Annotated in this window: 17 protein-coding genes, 8 tRNA genes and 1 rRNA gene; all 26 read right to left on the minus strand. The window is 51.0% G+C overall.

Features of this window, described 5'->3' with window-relative positions; translation table 11 throughout:
* Positions 1-62: 62 nt before the first annotated feature.
* Entirely contained in the window at positions 63-1,013 is a 951-nt protein-coding gene (locus ACPV3A_RS30700; RefSeq protein WP_216535236.1) for a ribose-phosphate diphosphokinase, read from the minus strand.
* Positions 1,014-1,186: 173 nt separating this feature from the next.
* Positions 1,187-2,026 carry a histidinol-phosphatase HisJ gene (gene hisJ, locus ACPV3A_RS30705; RefSeq protein WP_426203438.1) on the minus strand — a complete coding sequence of 280 codons (840 nt, stop codon included), beginning with the start codon at positions 2,024-2,026 and terminating at the stop codon, positions 1,187-1,189.
* Positions 2,027-2,037: 11 nt separating this feature from the next.
* Positions 2,038-2,739 (minus strand): bifunctional phosphoribosyl-AMP cyclohydrolase/phosphoribosyl-ATP diphosphatase HisIE, encoded by a 702-nt coding sequence (gene hisIE, locus ACPV3A_RS30710; RefSeq protein ID WP_426203441.1) that lies wholly within the window; start codon positions 2,737-2,739, stop codon positions 2,038-2,040.
* Positions 2,736-3,494 carry an imidazole glycerol phosphate synthase subunit HisF gene (gene hisF, locus ACPV3A_RS30715; RefSeq protein ID WP_216535239.1) on the minus strand — a complete coding sequence of 253 codons (759 nt, stop codon included), beginning with the start codon at positions 3,492-3,494 and terminating at the stop codon, positions 2,736-2,738. The genes hisIE and hisF overlap by 4 nt, the downstream gene beginning before the upstream one ends.
* 68 nt (positions 3,495-3,562) lie before the next feature.
* Positions 3,563-4,294, minus strand: coding sequence for a 1-(5-phosphoribosyl)-5-[(5-phosphoribosylamino)methylideneamino]imidazole-4-carboxamide isomerase (hisA, locus tag ACPV3A_RS30720; protein WP_194540367.1), 732 nt, complete (start codon positions 4,292-4,294; stop codon positions 3,563-3,565).
* Positions 4,295-4,336: 42 nt separating this feature from the next.
* Positions 4,337-4,945, minus strand: coding sequence for an imidazole glycerol phosphate synthase subunit HisH (gene hisH / locus ACPV3A_RS30725; protein WP_426203445.1), 609 nt, complete (start codon positions 4,943-4,945; stop codon positions 4,337-4,339).
* A gap of 3 nt (positions 4,946-4,948) precedes the next feature.
* Positions 4,949-5,554 (minus strand): imidazoleglycerol-phosphate dehydratase HisB, encoded by a 606-nt coding sequence (gene hisB, locus ACPV3A_RS30730; protein WP_426203447.1) that lies wholly within the window; start codon positions 5,552-5,554, stop codon positions 4,949-4,951.
* A gap of 59 nt (positions 5,555-5,613) precedes the next feature.
* Complete coding sequence (gene hisD / locus ACPV3A_RS30735) at positions 5,614-6,897, minus strand: histidinol dehydrogenase (RefSeq protein ID WP_426203450.1); 1,284 nt, start codon at positions 6,895-6,897, stop codon at positions 5,614-5,616.
* Positions 6,898-7,021: 124 nt separating this feature from the next.
* Positions 7,022-7,669, minus strand: a complete 648-nt coding sequence (hisG, locus tag ACPV3A_RS30740) for an ATP phosphoribosyltransferase (RefSeq protein ID WP_426203452.1) — start codon at positions 7,667-7,669, stop codon at positions 7,022-7,024.
* Between the two features lie 52 nt (positions 7,670-7,721).
* On the minus strand, positions 7,722-8,915 hold the full coding sequence (locus ACPV3A_RS30745; protein WP_426203454.1) for an ATP phosphoribosyltransferase regulatory subunit: 1,194 nt from the start codon (positions 8,913-8,915) through the stop codon (positions 7,722-7,724).
* Positions 8,916-9,316: 401 nt separating this feature from the next.
* Positions 9,317-10,543 carry an acyltransferase gene (locus ACPV3A_RS30750; RefSeq protein WP_426203455.1) on the minus strand — a complete coding sequence of 409 codons (1,227 nt, stop codon included), beginning with the start codon at positions 10,541-10,543 and terminating at the stop codon, positions 9,317-9,319.
* A 181-nt stretch (positions 10,544-10,724) separates the two neighbouring features.
* Entirely contained in the window at positions 10,725-11,231 is a 507-nt protein-coding gene (locus ACPV3A_RS30755) for an acyltransferase (protein WP_071219443.1), read from the minus strand.
* A 13-nt stretch (positions 11,232-11,244) separates the two neighbouring features.
* On the minus strand, positions 11,245-11,895 hold the full coding sequence (gene ppaX, locus ACPV3A_RS30760) for a pyrophosphatase PpaX (RefSeq protein ID WP_194540361.1): 651 nt from the start codon (positions 11,893-11,895) through the stop codon (positions 11,245-11,247).
* Positions 11,896-11,902: 7 nt separating this feature from the next.
* The gene (lgt, locus tag ACPV3A_RS30765; protein WP_426203457.1) at positions 11,903-13,036 is read right to left on the minus strand and encodes a prolipoprotein diacylglyceryl transferase; all 1,134 of its coding nucleotides are present in this window, start codon (positions 13,034-13,036) and stop codon (positions 11,903-11,905) included.
* Between the two features lie 20 nt (positions 13,037-13,056).
* Positions 13,057-13,995, minus strand: a complete 939-nt coding sequence (gene hprK / locus ACPV3A_RS30770) for an HPr(Ser) kinase/phosphatase (RefSeq protein WP_426203459.1) — start codon at positions 13,993-13,995, stop codon at positions 13,057-13,059.
* Between the two features lie 437 nt (positions 13,996-14,432).
* Positions 14,433-15,557 carry an ABC transporter ATP-binding protein gene (locus ACPV3A_RS30775; RefSeq protein ID WP_071219439.1) on the minus strand — a complete coding sequence of 375 codons (1,125 nt, stop codon included), beginning with the start codon at positions 15,555-15,557 and terminating at the stop codon, positions 14,433-14,435.
* A gap of 108 nt (positions 15,558-15,665) precedes the next feature.
* Positions 15,666-16,880: a PucR family transcriptional regulator gene (locus tag ACPV3A_RS30780; RefSeq protein ID WP_426203461.1), complete on the minus strand. Its 1,215-nt coding sequence runs from the start codon at positions 16,878-16,880 to the stop codon at positions 15,666-15,668.
* 150 nt (positions 16,881-17,030) lie between these two features.
* Positions 17,031-17,103, minus strand: a tRNA-Lys gene (locus ACPV3A_RS30785).
* Positions 17,104-17,110: 7 nt separating this feature from the next.
* Positions 17,111-17,196, minus strand: a tRNA-Tyr gene (locus ACPV3A_RS30790).
* A 12-nt stretch (positions 17,197-17,208) separates the two neighbouring features.
* Positions 17,209-17,281, minus strand: a tRNA-Phe gene (locus ACPV3A_RS30795).
* A gap of 84 nt (positions 17,282-17,365) precedes the next feature.
* Positions 17,366-17,442: transfer RNA gene (locus tag ACPV3A_RS30800), tRNA-Asp, on the minus strand.
* A 13-nt stretch (positions 17,443-17,455) separates the two neighbouring features.
* Positions 17,456-17,531, minus strand: a tRNA-Thr gene (locus ACPV3A_RS30805).
* A gap of 25 nt (positions 17,532-17,556) precedes the next feature.
* Positions 17,557-17,632, minus strand: a tRNA-Val gene (locus ACPV3A_RS30810).
* A gap of 9 nt (positions 17,633-17,641) precedes the next feature.
* Positions 17,642-17,718: transfer RNA gene (locus ACPV3A_RS30815), tRNA-Met, on the minus strand.
* Between the two features lie 32 nt (positions 17,719-17,750).
* Positions 17,751-17,842, minus strand: a tRNA-Ser gene (locus tag ACPV3A_RS30820).
* Between the two features lie 165 nt (positions 17,843-18,007).
* A 23S ribosomal RNA gene (locus ACPV3A_RS30825) occupies positions 18,008-18,237 on the minus strand; the annotation flags it as partial.

Raw genomic sequence — 18,237 nt, forward strand, 5'->3', positions numbered from 1 at the left:
CTCCTCTATCCACAACAGTATAACACAAGTTTCAACGTCATTTGCAGAAAAAAGACACCAGTTTACACACCGGCGTCTTTGAACAAAGTGGCGATCGATCCGCCCTCGATAATAATATGGGTTGCCTGGGCCAACATGGGCGCTACGGACAGCACCTTAAGCCGCATTTTGCAGTGATGGTCCGGGAGCACAATGGAGTCTGTGACCACGATTTCCTCGATATGAGCATGGTCGAGACGGTCAAGTGCTTCACCGGAGAAAAGGCCATGGGTCGCGCACACAATGGCATCATTGGCTCCCCGTTCCTTTAAGCTTTCCACCACTTGCACGATGGTGGTTCCCGTATCAATCAAGTCTTCGATAATAATCGGCGTGCGACCCGCCACGTCCCCAATGACATGGGTAATAACGGCTTCATTATGGGCAGGACGCTGCTTGACCATCATGGCAAACGGCGACCCCAGGCGGCTCGAAAGCTTCTCGGCCGTCTTCGCCCGTCCGGCATCGGGAGAAACGATAACCGGATTCTCGATATTCTTGGACTTCAGATACTCCGTAATCAAATCCAGCGCAGTCAGATGATCCACCGGTATATTGAAAAAGCCCTGAATGGCTGGCGCATGCAGATCGATGGTTATCACGCGGTTGGCACCGGCTGTAGTCAGCACGTCGGCAACCATTTTGGCCGATATCGGTTCACGCGGCGCTGACTTTCGTTCCTGTCTGGCATAACCGTAATAAGGCACAATGATATTGATCGTTCTGGCGGAAGCGCGCTTCGCGGCATCAATCATCACCAATAGCTCCACGAACATTTCATTGATAGGGTGAGAAAAGGACTGCAGCAGGAAAACATCGCAATTGCGGATGCTCTCTTCAAAGTGCACATAAACCTCGCCACTCTGAAAGCGGGAAATCTTGATCTTTCCCGGTTCAACTCCCAACTGCTGACTGATATTTGCGGCAAGCGTCGGATTTGAAGTGCCGGCGAACAATCGTAATGAACGATACATGAGGACCTCCTGACGAGAGTGGTTGATAATGTCGGCTGATGCAGCGATCTCGTTGAAAGCGCTATCGTCAAATCAGGCCGTTCCCGCCTCCGTCAACCTCTTCGAAGAAGGGTCTCTAGGAGTAGAAAACAGCCGTCTGCAATAAACCTGTTTGCAATTAGTGCTTTTCTTTATTATACATGGTTTCCCTCAACATTCAAAAGCACCATCTCCCGCTTCCGGTTACGAAAGGTCGCAACCTCCCGAACGCCAAGGTCCGATAGCAGTGCCCGTGCCTGATCCAGATGCTCGCCCAGCTTCATCGGCTGGTGGGCATCCGAACCTAAAGTCAACGGAATGCCAAGCTTCATCGCTTCTTCCAGCATGCGGCGGCTTGGAAACATTTCCTCACAGGCCTTCGATAAGCCGGAGGCGTTCAGCTCCATGGCTTTTCCGCTTTGGGCCACGGCCGCAAGCGCTCCTTGTTCCAGAGCGATCACTTCCGGCTTCTGCTCGGGGCCCGGCCCATAACCGAACCGCTTGATCACGTCCAGATGGCCCATGATATCGTAGAAGCCAGTCGCGGCGGCTTTCTGCACCGCATCATAATATCGTCTATAAACCTCAAGCGGATCCTTGCCCTCCCAGCCTTGGGTCTGACGGTAATCCGTAATATCCCATTCACCAAGAAAATGAACGGAGCCAATGACATAATCCCATGGATAGTCATTCACAATCCGCTCAATCTGTTCTTCATAACCCTCAATATAATCGCCTTCGAGTCCGATCCGAATGTCAATCTGCCCTTGGTAGCGTTCCTTCAGCTGCAGGCACTCTTCCACATAACGCGGCAGCTCGTCCATTGGCATGGCCATCTCCGGATAGTACGCCTCCGGATCCACGTGTATCAAAGGCATATGATCCGACAAGCCCAATTGATCCATCCCGAGTTCAATGGCGCGCCGTACATACTCCTCCAGCTGCCCCTCGGCATGTCCGCACCGGGCATGGTGGGTATGGTAATCAATATGCATCGGTAAGCCTCCTAATCGCGGCGCGGCCGTTCATGGCGGCGGCTTAGCTCATCCATGATCTCATCCAGCGGGAGCTTCCGCTCCTGGAGAAGTACCAGCAGATGGTAGATCAGATCGCTGATTTCTAGCTTAAGCTCGGCGTTGTCTTTATTTTTGGCGGCGATGATCGTTTCCGAAGCTTCTTCGCCCACCTTCTTAAGGATTTTGTCTACCCCTTTATCAAAGAGGTATGTCGTATAAGCCCCTTCAGGCCGCTCCACCTCACGCTGGGCAATGACCTCTTCCAGCTCGGCAAGCACCGCAAACCGCCCGCTCTCTGCAGCTGCACGGTTGTTCACAGGCTCGCTCTTCTGCCCCTGAACCGTAATCTCATTGAAGAAGCAGGTCGTTTGTCCGGTATGACAAGCCGGTCCCTTCGGATTCACCTGCAGCAAGATGGTGTCTCCATCGCAGTCGTACGTCATGGTAACCACGGTCTGGACGTTCCCGGAAGTTGCTCCCTTATGCCACAGCTCCTCGCGCGAACGGCTCCAGAACCAAGTTTCCCCGCTTTCCAGCGTCAAGCGAAGAGACTCCCGATTCATATAAGCCATCATCAGCACCTGCTTGCTCTGTGCATCCTGTACAATCGCTGGCACTAGACCCGAGGCATCCCAACGGATATGCTCGCTGACCTGCTCCAGGGATAAATCCTTCAACATATCTTCGCTCACCGTATATCCACTCCTTTTTGACTAAGCTGCAACTTCAGATGAGGAATCGAGATCTCTTTATAATGAAAAATCGTTGCGGCAAGACCCGCATCCGCCTTGCCCTTGGTAAACACGTCATAGAAGTGATCCTCTTTGCCGGCGCCGCCGGATGCGATGACCGGGATCTGCACCGTCGAAGATACGGCAGAGGTTAGCGACAGATCGAACCCATCCTTCGTTCCGTCCGCATCCATGCTGGTCAACAAAATCTCGCCCGCACCCAGGCTTTCCGCCTGCTTTACCCAATCCAGCGCTTTGATGCCGGAAGGCGTACGTCCGCCGTGCGTGTACACTTCCCATTCTCCCCACGCTTCGTTGTACTTGGCATCGATGGCCACAACAATGCATTGGGAGCCGAATTTGCGTGCTCCGGCCGAGATGAGCTCCGGCTGCTTGACCGCTGCCGTATTGATCCCGATCTTATCCGCGCCCGCCCGCAGAATCCGCTTCATATCCTCGACGGACGAGATGCCTCCACCCACGGTAAAAGGGATGGCAATTTCTCCTGCCGTTCTCCGCACGACTTCCTCCATCGTCGCCCGGCCTTCGACCGATGCCGAAATATCCAGAAAGACTAGCTCGTCTGCGCCTTCCTGGTCATAGAGTGCCGCCAGTTCCACGGGATCGCCCGCATCGCGGAGATTCACAAAATTTACGCCCTTCACCACCCGGCCGTCCTTCACGTCCAGGCAAGGTATGATCCGTTTTGCCAGCATGCCTTTCCCCTCTTCCCCTATGAACTTTGTCGATCAATCGCTTATTTGAACGGAACCTTGGTCCGGCCTCACTTGATTCGCGTAATGGCCTCGTTCAGATCAATATTACCTGTATAGAGTGCCTTGCCTACGATTGCTCCGCCTACACCGTCACCGCTGTGCGCGCTGAGCGCCAGCAAATCGTCCAGCTTCGTCACGCCGCCCGAAGCGATGACCGAGCGGCCGCTGGCTTTGGCAAGCGAGACAATTCCCTCCACGTTAGGCCCCTGCATCATCCCGTCACGGGAAATATCGGTAAAGATGAAGGTTTCCGCTCCTTTGGCTGCCAGTTCCTTAGCCAACACCTCGGCTTGAACCTCGGACGTTTCCAGCCAGCCTCTAGTTGCCACGTATCCGTTGCGCGCATCGATCCCGATGGCCACCTTATCCCCGTACTTGCCCAGCACCTCTTCCGTAAAGACACGGTCTTCAATCGCCGCCGTACCGATGATCACCCGGCTGACGCCAAGCGACAGCAGCCTCTCCACATCCGCTAGCGTGCGCAGGCCTCCGCCTACCTGAACCGGAACCTGGACGCTGGCTGCGATCTTCCCGATGATATCGTCATTTACCGGATGGCCTGCCTTCGCTCCGTCCAAATCCACGAGATGAATAAAGGTGCCGCCCTGTTCTTCCCACGACTTGGCTACCTCCAGCGGATTATCATTGTATACCGTTTCTTGATTATAATCGCCTTGCACGAGTCTGACGCATTTGCCGCCACGAATATCGATTGCCGGATATATGATAAAAGAGGACATCCCCATTCCCACTTTCCTTCTGGTCTATTTGATCACCTTACATTACGTTAAAGCCAAGAAATTACGAAGCAGGCTCATCCCAAGCTCCCCGCTCTTCTCAGGATGGAACTGCATGCCGTACACCGAACCGCGGCCCACGATGGCCGTCACTGGCTGACCGTAATCAGTAACCGCCAGCAAATCAGCCTGAACCTCAGGAAGAACATGATACGAATGGACAAAATACACATGACCTTCCTCAAGTCCCGCAAACAGCGGATGCTCCCGCTTCTCGAACTGCAAAGAATTCCAGCCCATATGCGGCACCTTGTAGTCACCACCCGTAAACCGAACAACCGATCCGGGCAAAATATCCAGCCCTTCAAACTGGCCATGCTCCTCGCTCCGGCTGAACAGGAGCTGCATGCCGAGACAAATTCCCAGCAGCGGCTTCCCTGATTCCGCAGCATCCTTCATGACCGAGTCCAGCGAGGTTTCGCGCAGCTGCTCCATGGCATCGCCGAACGCGCCGACGCCCGGCAGAATGATGCCATCCGCCGCCAGAATCTCCTCCCGCTCCCCCGTGACGAGCGGCTCATACCCAAGCCGCTCCACTGCTTTGCTCACGCTGTGCAGATTGCCCATGCCATAATCCACGATTGCAATCGCCATCGATTAGAGCACTCCCTTCGTGGATGGCACGCCGGTCACCCGCGGATCCACGGTAGTCGCCTCATCCAATGCACGGCCGAGCGCCTTAAATACCGCTTCAATCATATGGTGGGTATTGTGTCCGTAATGAACGATGACATGCAGCGTGATACGGGCTTCCAGCGCCAACTTCCACAGAAATTCATGAACAAGCTCGGTATGGAAAGTGCCTACCTGCTGCGAAGGATATTCCGCTCGGTACTCAAAATGCGGGCGGTTGCTGATATCCACAATGACTTGAGCAAGCGCCTCATCCATCGGTACAAACACGCTGGCATATCGCTTAATACCCTTTTTATCGCCCAGCGCCTCGCGGAACGTCTGCCCCAGGCAAATCCCGATATCCTCCACTGTGTGATGGTCATCGATCTCAATATCTCCCTTCGCTTTCACGCGAAGATCAAATTGGCCATGCTTCGTAAACAAATCAAGCATATGATTCAGAAACGGCACATCGGTCTCCAATTCCGAGATCCCGGTTCCATCGACATTGAAATCCAAGGCAATATCGGTTTCATTGGTTTTGCGGCTCACGCCGGCTGATCTTGCTGCTGCATCCAAACTGCTCACGTTGACTGCCTCCTCTATACATATCTAATATAACGAATGATTGATGCTCCTCTTTATGATTAACGCTCCTGCTCCAGCCGAATCTCGATCGCCCGGGCATGGCCTTCAAGCCCTTCGCGCCGAGCAAGCTCCATAATCTGCTCGCCGTCGCGCAGCAGCGCTTCTTTGCTATAGTAGATCAAGCTCGATTTCTTAATGAAATCGTCCAGATCCACCGGCGAGGCAAACCGTGCCGTCCCATTCGTTGGGATGATATGATTCGGCCCTGCAAAATAATCACCTACTGGCTCCGAGCTATATGGCCCGAGGAAGATTGCGCCAGCGTTCTCGATCTGGCCCACGATGGCCATCGGCTCCGCCGTTACGATCTCCAGGTGCTCCGGCGCCAAACGGTTAATAACTTCTATCCCTTCGTTAAGGGATTCTGTGATGATCACTGCACCGTAAGTGTCCACGGAGGCCCGGGCGATGTCGCGCCGCGGCAGCAGCTCAAGCTGCCGCTCTACTTCGGCGGCAACCGCCTCACCCAGCTTGCGTGAAGGCGTTACGAGAATGGCCGAAGCCATCTCGTCATGCTCTGCTTGGGAGAGTAAATCCGCCGCAATATACGAAGCGTCCGCGCTGTCATCGGCTAATACCGCAATCTCGCTCGGACCGGCCAGGCTGTCAATATTGACGGCACCATATACTTCTCGCTTGGCCAGCGCAACGTAAATATTGCCGGGACCGCAAATTTTATCAACGGGGGAAATGGTCTCCGTACCGTAGGCCAACGCCGCAATCGCCTGAGCTCCTCCAACGCGGTAGATCTCCGTAACGCCGGCCTCAGCCGCGGCTACCAGGATATAGGGATTAATCCCATCCTTCCCGCCGGTAGCCGGGGGAGTGACCATGACAATCTCGGGCACGCCTGCCACTTGCGCCGGGATCACGTTCATCAGCACGGACGAAGGATAGGCTGCCTTTCCTCCGGGCACATATACACCCACGCGTTTCAATGGACGAATGATCTGTCCCAAGATGCTGCCGTCAGCTTGAAGATCCATCCAGGAATTCCGCTTCTGCTTCACATGAAAAGCGCGTATGTTTTCCGCGGCAGCCTGAATCGCCTTTACAAACGAAGGCTCCACATGATCATAAGCTGCTGTGAGCTCATCATCCGTTACACGAAGCTGATCTGCGGTCAGACGGACACGGTCCAATTGCTCGGTATGCAGCAGCAAGGCAGCATCTCCTTCGGATCGAACATCCCGCACAATCGCCTTCACAACTTCATTCTGCTCTGGTGTGCCGTAATCATTTTCCCGTTTCAGCTGAAAGTCCCGTGCTGATACAACCTTCACCTTAATCTCCCCCAATCCCGCTGCTTGCATCACATTCTGTTTTCGATACACGCATATCGTTTCTAACTCAATCGATAATCAATCTGTCCGATCACCATGCTCATCCTGTTTGTACCTGTGTTTCTTAGCGCTGTATATTCGCTCCCTCAGACATAATGACCGATTGCAGGCGATCGCATAATGCCTGAATTTCATCATTCTTCATCCGATAGCTGACGCGATTGGCAATCAGGCGACTTGTGATCTCAAAGATGCTAGTCATTTCTATAAGTCCGTTCTCCTTGAGCGTTTGGCCTGTTTCCACCATATCCACGATCCGGTCCGCCAACCCGATAAGGGGTGCAAGCTCAATCGAACCGTTCAGCTTAACCACCTCAACCTGCTGGCCTTGTTCACGGAAATACTGCGAAGCGACATTCGGATATTTGGTGGCAACCCGCTGACGAATGCCCGGCTTCCAGTCCGGCAAGCCGATAACCGACATCCGGCACCTTGCGATGCCGAGATCGAGCAGCTCATAGACGTCCTTGTTCTCTTCCATCAGCACATCCTTGCCAACGATTCCGATATCCGCGACACCGTATTCCACATAAGTCGGCACATCCACCGGCTTTGCCAGAATAAATTCCATTCCTGCCTCCGGCAAGGGAATGACCAGCTTGCGCGTCTCATCCACATCGAGGGGAATCGGAAGTCCTGCTGAACGGAACAGCGCGGATGCTTTTTTATATATACGCCCTTTGGGCATCGCTACTTTCAACGTTTCCGCCACGTTCAAATCCTCCTGACCTTGACTATATTAGATAGGGTGATATATCAACGTTCTATCGAAGGGTAATGATCTCCTGGTAGCCTCTGTTAAGCAGACTGCCGGATACGACGGGCACGCCTTCATCGCGAATATTTGCCGAATCCGGAATGATCGAAGTGATGACGGTATGGCCCTGCGCCCGCAGTTCTGACGCTTTTGCCAAACCTTCTTTGCGATAGGAAGCCGTGTAACGAATCAGTATGGGCAGATCCTCCGCAATCTCTCCTCCCTGAACCCCATCCAGAATGCGATTGGTCTTAAGCGCAAAGCCGGTTGCCGGAACCGCACGGCCAAACTGCTGCAGCAGCTTGTCATACCGACCGCCGCTCGCTACGGGTGAACCAAGTTCAGCAGCATAGCCTTCAAACGTCATACCGGTGTAATAGGAGAAGTCTCCGAGCATCGTCAGATCAAACAGAACATGCCTGGAGACATCGTATGCCTCCAGCACCTCCCATACTCTGCACAGATGCTCAATAGAAGCTCTTGCGAGATCGTTGCTGCTAATCTCAAGTGCCTGCCCGGCAATCTCCCGGCCCCCACGCAGCTTCAGGATTCCCTCGAGCTGGTCCTGCTGTGTCTCCGTAAGGAGCAGACTGGCAATGGTGTTACGGTATCCGACATAGTCGCGGTTCAGCAGGTCCTGCTTCAGGCTCTCTTGATCATCCGTCCGCTCAGGCAGCACTTCCTGGAGCAGGCCATTAAGGTAACCCATATGCCCCATCGCGATTTTGAATTTCTCCACGCCTGCCGCCTTCAGGGATTCGATAGCCAGTGCAATCACTTCGGCATCGGCCTCCGGAGTATCGTCGCCTACAAGCTCTACACCCGTCTGGAAGAATTCAGCCTCCCGGCCCGCCTCCTCTTCGATTGCGCGAAATACATTCGCATGATAAGACAAACGCACCGGTAACGGCTCATCCTTCAGCAGCGACGACATGACCCTTGCTATGGGAGCGGTTAGATCGGACCGCAGCACCATTGTCGTTCCGCGCTTATTCAATAATTTAAACAGTTTTTGGTCCGACGTAGAGCTTGCCACGCCTACCGTATCGTAATATTCCATCGTTGGTGTCATAATCTGCCGGTATCCCCAGCGGTCCATACATGCCAGCACTTCACGTTCAATCCGGCGCAGCTTCGTGACCGCATGAGGAAGATAATCACGAACACCTGCCGGTTTCTCGAAGCCTTTCGGTTTAGACATGACGCTCCACCTCAAATTCAGAAAAGTCTTTAATATGGTAAAGTGGTACCTTGCTAATAAATTAAAGGATATTGGCTATATTACCATGAACTCTGCCCGATCGTCAATGCATCATAGACGCTTCCTGCTATGTATCGTTCTCTGTTGTTCTTCACCTTAGCCGCCAAAGAATCCGCTTAACTTCTGGGTATAATTGTAACACAAGAACAAGCTGGAGTGGCTTGCTTGTCTGTGGATTGAATCTCTCATGTCTTTATCGGCATAAATACAAATACATTAGATGGTATCGTATGGTTAGGCCACCCCGTAATCTCTAGATCGCTAATCATACAAAAAAGCCGCCCGATTGCCGGACGGCTTTGCTTAATGTCTGGTATGAATAAAGAATATGCCTGCTATGATTATAGATCAACTGACTTCTTGCTGTCGCCTGCAACGGTGTCTTTTCTCCGCGATGGCGCTTTTGGCGCTTTGGATGATGGCTTCAATGATCGTGGAACGCTGCCAAGCAGCACCCAGGAACCTGGAATCCACCGGAACACTGTTTGTACGACCAGCGCACTAACAATCAGCGCAGTTACCATGCCGCCATAAATCCAGATGAGATAATCATCGGTTACCGGATTCAGCTTGAGATCGTACTCCCGATACAGGAACAGCCAGAGAGGATGCACCAGATAGATCGCGAAGGACAACTCGCCAATCCGCGTCAGCACCTTCACGATGAGTCTCCAACCGCTGTTATACAGCCAGCTGGCCAGCTGCATCAGCACAATGGCGGAGAAAACCGTGTGCAGATTCCATAACAGCTCGTACAACAGGGAGTCGTATTTGGCACCGTGCAATCTCTGATTGTACCAAATCTGCACGTGCGTCAGCGCCATCGCGAGCCAGCCCGCCCATAACACGACTGTACCTGCTCTTTGACCTGACGTCTGCTTTTTCCAAGATGACGTAAGCCAGCCCTTGAATTTGTCGTAATTCATCGCCAGATAAGCACCCAGCATATAGTAGGCTAAATACGAGATCGCCAAGCTTCCTTTAAACGTGTAGTGCAGCTCGTATTTATTCCATATGATAAAGCCCCATTGCAGCAGGAACCCGATGGGAACCGCCCACCGTACGAGAAACCGGGACGATTTGAACAGCTTGAGGAAGATCGGAAACAGGATGTAGAACTGCAAGCTAATAAACACAAAGTATAAGTGCGTATAGTTCTGCCCCCGAATCAAGCGTTCAAAGAATATCGGCATCTGTGCCCATAGATCAAATGAGCTGTTGAGCAACCCGTTCTGATACATCCGCACAAAGAAATAGATGATCGAGAACAACACATAAGGCAGCAGAATGTACAAGAGCCGCCGTTTGTAGAAGTTTTTGATCAGATCCTTAGTGAGCGGCCGGTCCGCATAGTTATAGAACAGCACAAAGCTGCTTAGGAATATAAACGAGGGTGTGCCGTATTTAAAGAAAATATTCAAAAAATTAATAATATAATAGAATCGCGAATCAATCGCATCGACCGTTGCAAATGAAGTCGCATGAACGTGAAGCACGCCCAGGATGGCCAGCGCGCGATAAATATCGAGCTGCGGGAGCCTTTCCTTTTTGTTCAGCGTTGCACTCATGTCAGGCGTCGCCTCCTTGTTTTCAAGTTTTTTCATAGAGTCATTGTATAAGGATAGGCGGGCAAAAAAGTCCCTCAAGGCTATCATACCCAGGGGACTATTGAATCGCTTTGTGTCATGTTATCCTCTACTCATTCTACAATAATTCAGGTAGCTTGAGAACCTAACTTGTCACATTACCTCAAATTGACTCACTTTCCGTTGATGTCCTCTTCAGCTCTTGCAATGGATTGCCGCCTACAAAAACACCCGGTGCCACATCTTTATGTACGACAGACCCTGCAGCAACAACCGCTCCATCTCCGATCGTTACACCAGGCAAAATCGTGGTGTTCGCGCCGATGAGTACGTTCTCCCCGATCCGCACTTCACCCAGACGATATTCCTTTATTAAATACTCATGGGCAAGAATCGTTGTATTGTAGCCGATCACCGAATTCTCGCCGATGGATATTTTCTCCGGAAAAAACACATCCACCATGACCATCAATCCAAACGCGGTATGCCTCCCCACCTTCATCCCGAGCATATGGCGGTATATCCAGTTCTTCAAGGGCAGAATAGGACAATAGCGGGCCAACTGGATAAAGATGAAGTTCTTGACGCCCTTGAACGGGCTCACGGTGCGGTAGATTTGCCATAACGCGTTGGGCCCTTCTACAGGATAACGGGTAATCTTTCTGGCCATGCTGCCAAAACTCCTATTCCTCTTGAAGTCCTACGATCTCATACAGGTCTTTCATATCCTTTAAAACATAATCCGGACCATACTCCATCAGCTTCTGCTCACCCTTTAGGGACCAAGCTACAGCTGCGGCCTTCACGCCCGCCGCCTTGGCAGATTGAATGTCGACCGGGCTGTCCCCGATCATCAACGTCGTAGCCGGATTGGCGCCGAGACGCTCGATCGCCGTCAGAACGGGCTCAGGATGCGGTTTCGGATGCTCAACGTCGTTCACTGTCACAATCGCCGACATGAAGCGCTCCAGATCGTACTTCTCCAAAGTCATCATCGTGGAGGGACGGATCTTCGTGGTTACGATCCCCAGTGAAAGCCCATGACGATGAAGACGCTCCACGACTTCATTTACATGGGGGAATGGTCTAACCATCTCATCATGATGAAGCGTGTTGAAGGAGCGGTATGCTTTGATAAGCGGACTAACGTCATCAACGCCCCCCGAGAAAGCCTGCAGCTGCTGCTCCAGCGTGGTTCCCATATGTGGAATGATCTGCTCCCTGGTTAGCGGTCCTGGGGCCTGAGCCTCAAAGACATGCAGAAACGACGAGATAATCAATTCATTCGTATCAATAATGGTTCCGTCCAAATCAAACAGTACGGTTTCGATCATGCTGCAACTACTCCTTTTTGTCCTCCGTATCTGGTTTTATTGCCGGAGTATCTTCTACTGGGGGCGGTTTGACTTCCGTCTCCTGGACTTGGGTTAGAGAGCTTTTGTCAGCCGTCTCTGCTGGCTCTGCTGCCGGTTTGTCCTGCTTAACAGGTGCCTGCGCAGATGACTTCGCGGCTTTATTGGTCTGAAGGTCCGCTTCAGGCGTAGGACCTGCTCCGGTCTTCGTTGACACGATGGGGTCCAAATAACGCACATTGGCGCGACCCGTTACACGGCGCACAATGATCAGTACAATGCCTCCAATGACAATCAATACGGACAGCAGCTGGGAGATCCTAATATTGCCGTAAGCCGGGTCCAGATGGCCCAGTTCAAAGCCCATCCAAGTCATCGGTGCCCATAACGTATTGTTAATGAAGTCGGCAAGTCCGGCTGCGCCTTGGAACGCCAAACTGTCCGTGCGCACCGCTTCAATGAAGAATCGGCCGATGGAATACCAGATGAAATATCCGATGAAGAGCTCGCCTGCGCGCAGGAATTTCTGTCTGCGAAGAATAAGCAGGATGACAATACCGACCAAGTTCCATAAGGATTCATATAGGAAGGTAGGATGATGGAATACGCCTTGTACATTCATTTGATTGACGATGAAATCAGGCAGGTGCAGCTGCCCGCGTAAAAAGGACTCGCTGACAGGACCGCCATAGGCCTCCTGGTTAACAAAATTCCCCCAGCGACCAATGATTTGGCCGGCCAACAGAGACGGAGCACAGATATCAGCAATCCGCCAGAATGAGTAGCCTCTTCTACGTACAAAGATCAAAGCGCAGATAATGGCCCCGATGAGAGCACCAAATATCGCAATCCCGCCATTCCATGTTTTGAACACGTCCAGGAAGTTGTCCTTATAATCTTCCCATTTAAATGCTACATAATAAATGCGTGCACCAATAATTGCCGAAGGTACGCCAAGCAATACCAAATCCATAAAGAACTCCTGCGGAATGCCAAAACGCTTCCCCTCGCGAATGGCCAGCAACAGCCCTACCAAAGCACCCAGCCCTAAAATCAAGCCATACCAATGAACACGCAGCGATCCGATGGAGAACACCACCGGATCGATGAGCAATGTTTGCATCACTTATAACCTCCCTAGTCCTAGTCCAAATCGTCCATATCTTCAGCGATCGTAGCTGTCAGTTTGTTCGTAAACTGCAGCGCAGCATTCAGTCCCATTTGTTTCAGTCTGTAGTTCATAGCTGCCACTTCAATAATAACCGCAAGGTTACGTCCTGGACGAACCGGAATGGTGACCAGAGGGATGTCCGTCTCAATAATTCGTGTTGTTTCTTCATCTAACCCCAGTCGATCATACTGTTTATCCTGCTGCCAGGCTTCCAATCGCACAACAAGGGTAATCCGTTTATTGTTTCGAACGGCGCCTGCACCGAATAACGTCATTACATTAATAATACCGACTCCGCGAATCTCCAGAAGATGGCGAATGAGCTCCGGCGCCGTACCGTGCAGCTGAAAATCCGATGTCTGACGTATCTCCACCGCATCGTCCGCAATTAATCGGTGTCCGCGTTTGACGAGCTCCAGTGCCGTCTCGCTTTTCCCGATACCGCTTGAGCCTGTTATCAGCATCCCTACGCCATAAACATCGCACAATACCCCGTGGATGGTTGTAGTTGGTGCAAGTTTGCGTTCCAGAAAGCTTGTGAATCGGCTTGTCAGAATGGTTGTTGCCATGCTGCTGCGCAGTACAGGCAAACCTCTCTCATTCCCGAGTTCCACCAGTTCTTCCGGCACATCCAAGGAACGTGTTACCACGATGCAAGGTGTTTCTTCCGTGCACAGGCTGCGCATACGCTCTTTACGCTCTTCCGGCTTCAGCATTCCGAAGAAAGCCAACTCGGTGCGCCCCATAAGCTGAACCCGTTCCCGCGGATGGTATTCAAAATAACCGGCCATTTCCAATCCCGGGCGATTCAGATCGTCCGTTGTAATCTGACGTTTCAAGCCTTCCTCACCTGCGATGACCTCCAGCTGAAACTGCTGGACCAGCTCGGATACCTTCACTTTCTTGGCCATGGTCTTACCCCTCTTCTTCCATTGTATGTTGACATCACAACGAAACCGTCATATGGCACGGCCCGTCTTGGATGATATATTCCATCATTCAGCTATTCCTAAAGAACACTACTGTACATTTACCTGCGATCTTGGAAATTACCATGAAATATGCTCAACATCCCATATGTTCAATACGTATGTATGCCTTGCTTTGTGCTTATCTTATCGAAAAAAGCCAATGAATGCAATTCTAACCGACTACTCCATTGCGACATTAGGCTTATATAGGGGTGTGCTTTAAATAGATTGCTGCCCATGGAATACCTCAATTGGCATCGGCAAAGGATATCCAAACCTTTTCCCAGGGCGTGAATGTTAGCGTGATATTGTCTTTTTCTCCTAAAAAAAACCGCCCCTTGAGGGGGCGGTTTTCAAGAGATCCCGATTGCTGAAGATTAGTCTTCGAGCAATACGTTCAATTCAGACTCTTTATCAAAGATATGAACTTTGTTCATGTCGAGTGCCAATTTCACATTGTCGCCTTCGCGAGTAGTCGAACGTCCGTCTACACGGCCGATAACCGTATCGGTACCCAGGCCGCTCAGGTACAAGAGCATTTCGTGACCAAGGTTCTCGGTTACATCGACTTTTGCAGAGAAGATCGTATTCGGGGAAGCTTCCAGGAAGACTGGCTCTTCATGAATATCTTCCGGACGAACACCCATGATCACTTCTTTACCAATCATGGATTTATTTTTGAGCAATTGTGCTTTACCACCTGGTACTTGAACGTTCAAGCCCTGGGAAGTGAAGTATACGCCACCGTTTTGCTCGGACAATTTACCGTTGATGAAGTTCATGGTTGGGGAACCGATGAAACCAGCAACGAACAGGTTGTTCGGATTGTTGTACAGTTGCTCTGGGGAATCCGCTTGTTGAATGATGCCGTCTTGCATAACAACGATACGATCACCCATCGTCATAGCTTCTGTTTGGTCATGCGTTACGTAGATACAAGTGGTTTCAAGACGCTTAACCAGCTTGGTGATTTCGGCACGCATCTGACCGCGGAGTTTCGCATCCAAGTTGGAAAGCGGCTCATCCATCAAGAAGACTTGTGGATCACGGACAATCGCACGACCCAAGGCAACACGCTGACGCTGACCACCGGACAGAGCTTTTGGCTTACGCTCAAGCAAATGCTCGATATCCAGGATTTTTGCTGCTTCACGTACACGCTTATCGATTTCGTCTTTCTTCACTTTACGGAGTTTCAAACCGAATGCCATGTTCTGATATACGTTCATATGTGGATACAAGGCGTAGGATTGGAATACCATCGCGATGTCACGATCTTTAGGTGCTACATCGTTAACAACACGGTCGCCAATGTAAAGTTTACCCTCAGAAATTTCCTCAAGACCCGCGATCATACGCAGTGTCGTGGACTTACCGCAACCGGAAGGACCTACCAAAACCAAAAATTCTTTATCTTTAATATCCAAATTAACGTCAATTACAGTTGCTTTATCCGAACCTGCATACTTTTTGTAAATATGCTCTAAGCGTACACCAGCCATGTGCATTTGCCCCCTCATATGAATGTTATGAAATCGAATACAATTAATTTATAATCTTATATTACCCCATAGGCACCTGACTTGCTATACACAATCTGCACAAAAAACCTATTTCCTTTTCGTCACTTTATACAATAGAAGCGTTATTTTCACTAAAACCGCATCACTGAAGCTCCGAACATCTAACCCCGTCTCCTGTTTAATCTTATCCAGGCGGTACAGCAGCGTGTTGCGGTGAATATACAGGTGCTTGGCCGTCTCACTCACGTTACAATCCAATTCGAAAAAAGACTCGAGCGTTGACAATGTCTCGCTATCCTCGAACAAATCGGTATGGCCGGCAGCGTACTCGCGCAGGAATTGATTGCGCTGGTACTCGGGAATGCTATAAACCAGACGCTCCAGATGAAGCCCGGTCGATAGATGGATATGTTCCTTGACCTGGAATGTACGGCCGATGGTCATGGTCTCTCTTAACATGCTAACAGTCTGTGGCAGAGCATGCAGCGCATTAACCGCCGGTATCGCCGAGATATGGAAATCCCCCACCCATTCCGTTGAAATCAGCTCGTAGAGCCCCATACAGAATAAGGAGAGCAAATCCTGGTCGCCGTCCAACGAAGTATCCTCTTTATCATCCGTCGTTATACCATCCAGCAATTCTTGGTTCGCTAAGATAATCCATTCCTTATCAAGCAGTGGTACCAGAATGATGTCCCCGCCAAAATAGCTGCGCAATAACCGATGCAGCGCCTTATAGCTTGGAGTGGGAGCATGCTCGCTCTCATGAATTAGAAGAAAGGGAACCATGTCCTCAGTCAAACTTGTTCGAATCAACATTTCATCTGGTAATTCAGCAAGCAGTTCACCGGCTTGCAGGCGTTCCTTTAACCAGCCACCCAACTGTTGGGCGCGTCGTTCTTCTTCAACCTTACTGGTATTCTTGGGCACTCCCCCTGGCATCGTATCTTGCAGGCTCGATAATAGTAGAGTTATAAGCCCAATCTCCGACTCCGTCAAAGCACCCTGATCCGCTACGATTACCTGGCTAGGATCCTGTGGATTTACCGGAATCCAAATCTCGCCCAGGTCCTTGCGAGCATAGGCGCCGTGAACCATTCGTGATTTGTTCGAGGTTCCGTTTTCTACACGGTTATTGGACCCCTGGGCTCCTACCTCATGACCAATCCGATCACCAAATGGCGGTGAGGTCGCCATTGATTTTGTTAACCATGCCGCTTCCTGATCATTCAATGTTTTTAAGCCGAGTGAGGTACCCAAGGTCTGCTCTAGTTTCTGAACGATGTGCTCCATCTCCACCATTGATGACTCCACCACTTTATCGTTTTTTTCTTATTTTAGCATAATACTCAGTACAAGCGACAATGCCTTCTCTCTAAGCCCATTTACATTGGACATAAACAGCTTAAACAACACAAAAAGAGCCGTCAACAACGTTGACGACTCTTCGGATGAGCCATGAAGGACTCGAACCTTCGACACCCTGATTAAAAGTCAGGTGCTCTACCAACTGAGCTAATGGCTCTTATTACTGGTGGAGGATGATGGATTCGAACCACCGAACTCGGACGAGAACAGATTTACAGTCTGCTGCGTTTGGCCACTTCGCTAATCCTCCAGGATATAAAGGTGGCTCGGGACGGAATCGAACCGCCGACACGAGGATTTTCAGTCCTCTGCTCTACCGACTGAGCTACCGAGCCTTATATACATGACATAAAAATAAAGTTCGGCATCCCACTTTAATCTGTGGAAAACCGACTATTTTTATTCCTTAAAATTAATAATGGCGGAACTGACGGGATTCGAACCCGCGGTCTCCTGCGTGACAGGCAGGCATGTTAGGCCTCTACACCACAGTTCCACATTATTAAAGATGGTGCCGGCGAGAGGACTTGAACCCCCAACCTACTGATTACAAGTCAGTTGCTCTACCAATTGAGCTACACCGGCATGGTAAGGTGATAAAAATAGTACATGGTGGAGGCTGAGGGGATCGAACCCCCGACCCTCTGCTTGTAAGGCAGATGCTCTCCCAGCTGAGCTAAGCCTCCAGGTATGTATGGTAGCGGCGGAGGGGATCGAACCCCCGACCTCACGGGTATGAACCGTACGCTCTAGCCAGCTGAGCTACACCGCCATATAAACCTATTTGCGTTCAAGTTATTCAAATGGCGGAGAGAGAGGGATTCGAACCCTCGCACCGCTTACGCAGTCTAACCCCTTAGCAGAGGGTCCCCTTATAGCCACTTGGGTATCTCTCCATCATAACTTGTATGCAGTTACAGAGATTGATTCCCTGAAAACTAGATACGAAACGATCTTTGCTGCACATTAGATTTCGTAGCATTCACCCGATGTGGTATCGGGGTCCCCGAAAAGTATTCGGTGTCAGCTTCAAAGCTTCACTTCACTTTTTGGGGTGTTTTTTGGATAAGCCCTCGACCGATTAGTATTGGTCAGCTCCATGCATTGCTGCACTTCCACCTCCAACCTATCTACCTCGTCGTCTTCAAGGGGTCTTACTAATTGGGAAATTTCATCTTGAGGGGGGCTTCACGCTTAGATGCTTTCAGCGCTTATCCCGTCCGTACGTAGCTACCCAGCCATGCTCCTGGCGGAACAACTGGTGCACCAGCGGTACGTCCATCCCGGTCCT

It is taken from the genome of Paenibacillus sp. Dod16, assembly GCF_049893405.1.
Lineage (GTDB): Bacteria > Bacillota > Bacilli > Paenibacillales > Paenibacillaceae > Paenibacillus_AQ.

Excerpts from the sequence above, each read along its gene's own strand:
- ACPV3A_RS30700 (WP_216535236.1), bottom strand. The coding sequence starts at position 1,013 with ATGTATCGTTCATTACGATTGTTCGCCGGCACTTCAAATCCGACGCTT.
- hisJ (WP_426203438.1), bottom strand. The coding sequence starts at position 2,026 with ATGCATATTGATTACCATACCCACCATGCCCGGTGCGGACATGCCGAG.
- hisF (WP_216535239.1), bottom strand. The coding sequence starts at position 3,494 with ATGCTGGCAAAACGGATCATACCTTGCCTGGACGTGAAGGACGGCCGG.
- hisA (WP_194540367.1), bottom strand. The coding sequence starts at position 4,294 with ATGTCCTCTTTTATCATATATCCGGCAATCGATATTCGTGGCGGCAAA.
- hisH (WP_426203445.1), bottom strand. The coding sequence starts at position 4,945 with ATGGCGATTGCAATCGTGGATTATGGCATGGGCAATCTGCACAGCGTG.
- ACPV3A_RS30745 (WP_426203454.1), bottom strand. The coding sequence starts at position 8,915 with ATGTCTAAACCGAAAGGCTTCGAGAAACCGGCAGGTGTTCGTGATTAT.
- ACPV3A_RS30750 (WP_426203455.1), bottom strand. The coding sequence starts at position 10,543 with ATGAGTGCAACGCTGAACAAAAAGGAAAGGCTCCCGCAGCTCGATATT.
- ACPV3A_RS30755 (WP_071219443.1), bottom strand. The coding sequence starts at position 11,231 with ATGGCCAGAAAGATTACCCGTTATCCTGTAGAAGGGCCCAACGCGTTA.
- ppaX (WP_194540361.1), bottom strand. The coding sequence starts at position 11,895 with ATGATCGAAACCGTACTGTTTGATTTGGACGGAACCATTATTGATACG.
- lgt (WP_426203457.1), bottom strand. The coding sequence starts at position 13,036 with ATGCAAACATTGCTCATCGATCCGGTGGTGTTCTCCATCGGATCGCTG.
- hprK (WP_426203459.1), bottom strand. The coding sequence starts at position 13,995 with ATGGCCAAGAAAGTGAAGGTATCCGAGCTGGTCCAGCAGTTTCAGCTG.
- ACPV3A_RS30775 (WP_071219439.1), bottom strand. The coding sequence starts at position 15,557 with ATGGCTGGTGTACGCTTAGAGCATATTTACAAAAAGTATGCAGGTTCG.
- ACPV3A_RS30780 (WP_426203461.1), bottom strand. The coding sequence starts at position 16,880 with ATGGTGGAGATGGAGCACATCGTTCAGAAACTAGAGCAGACCTTGGGT.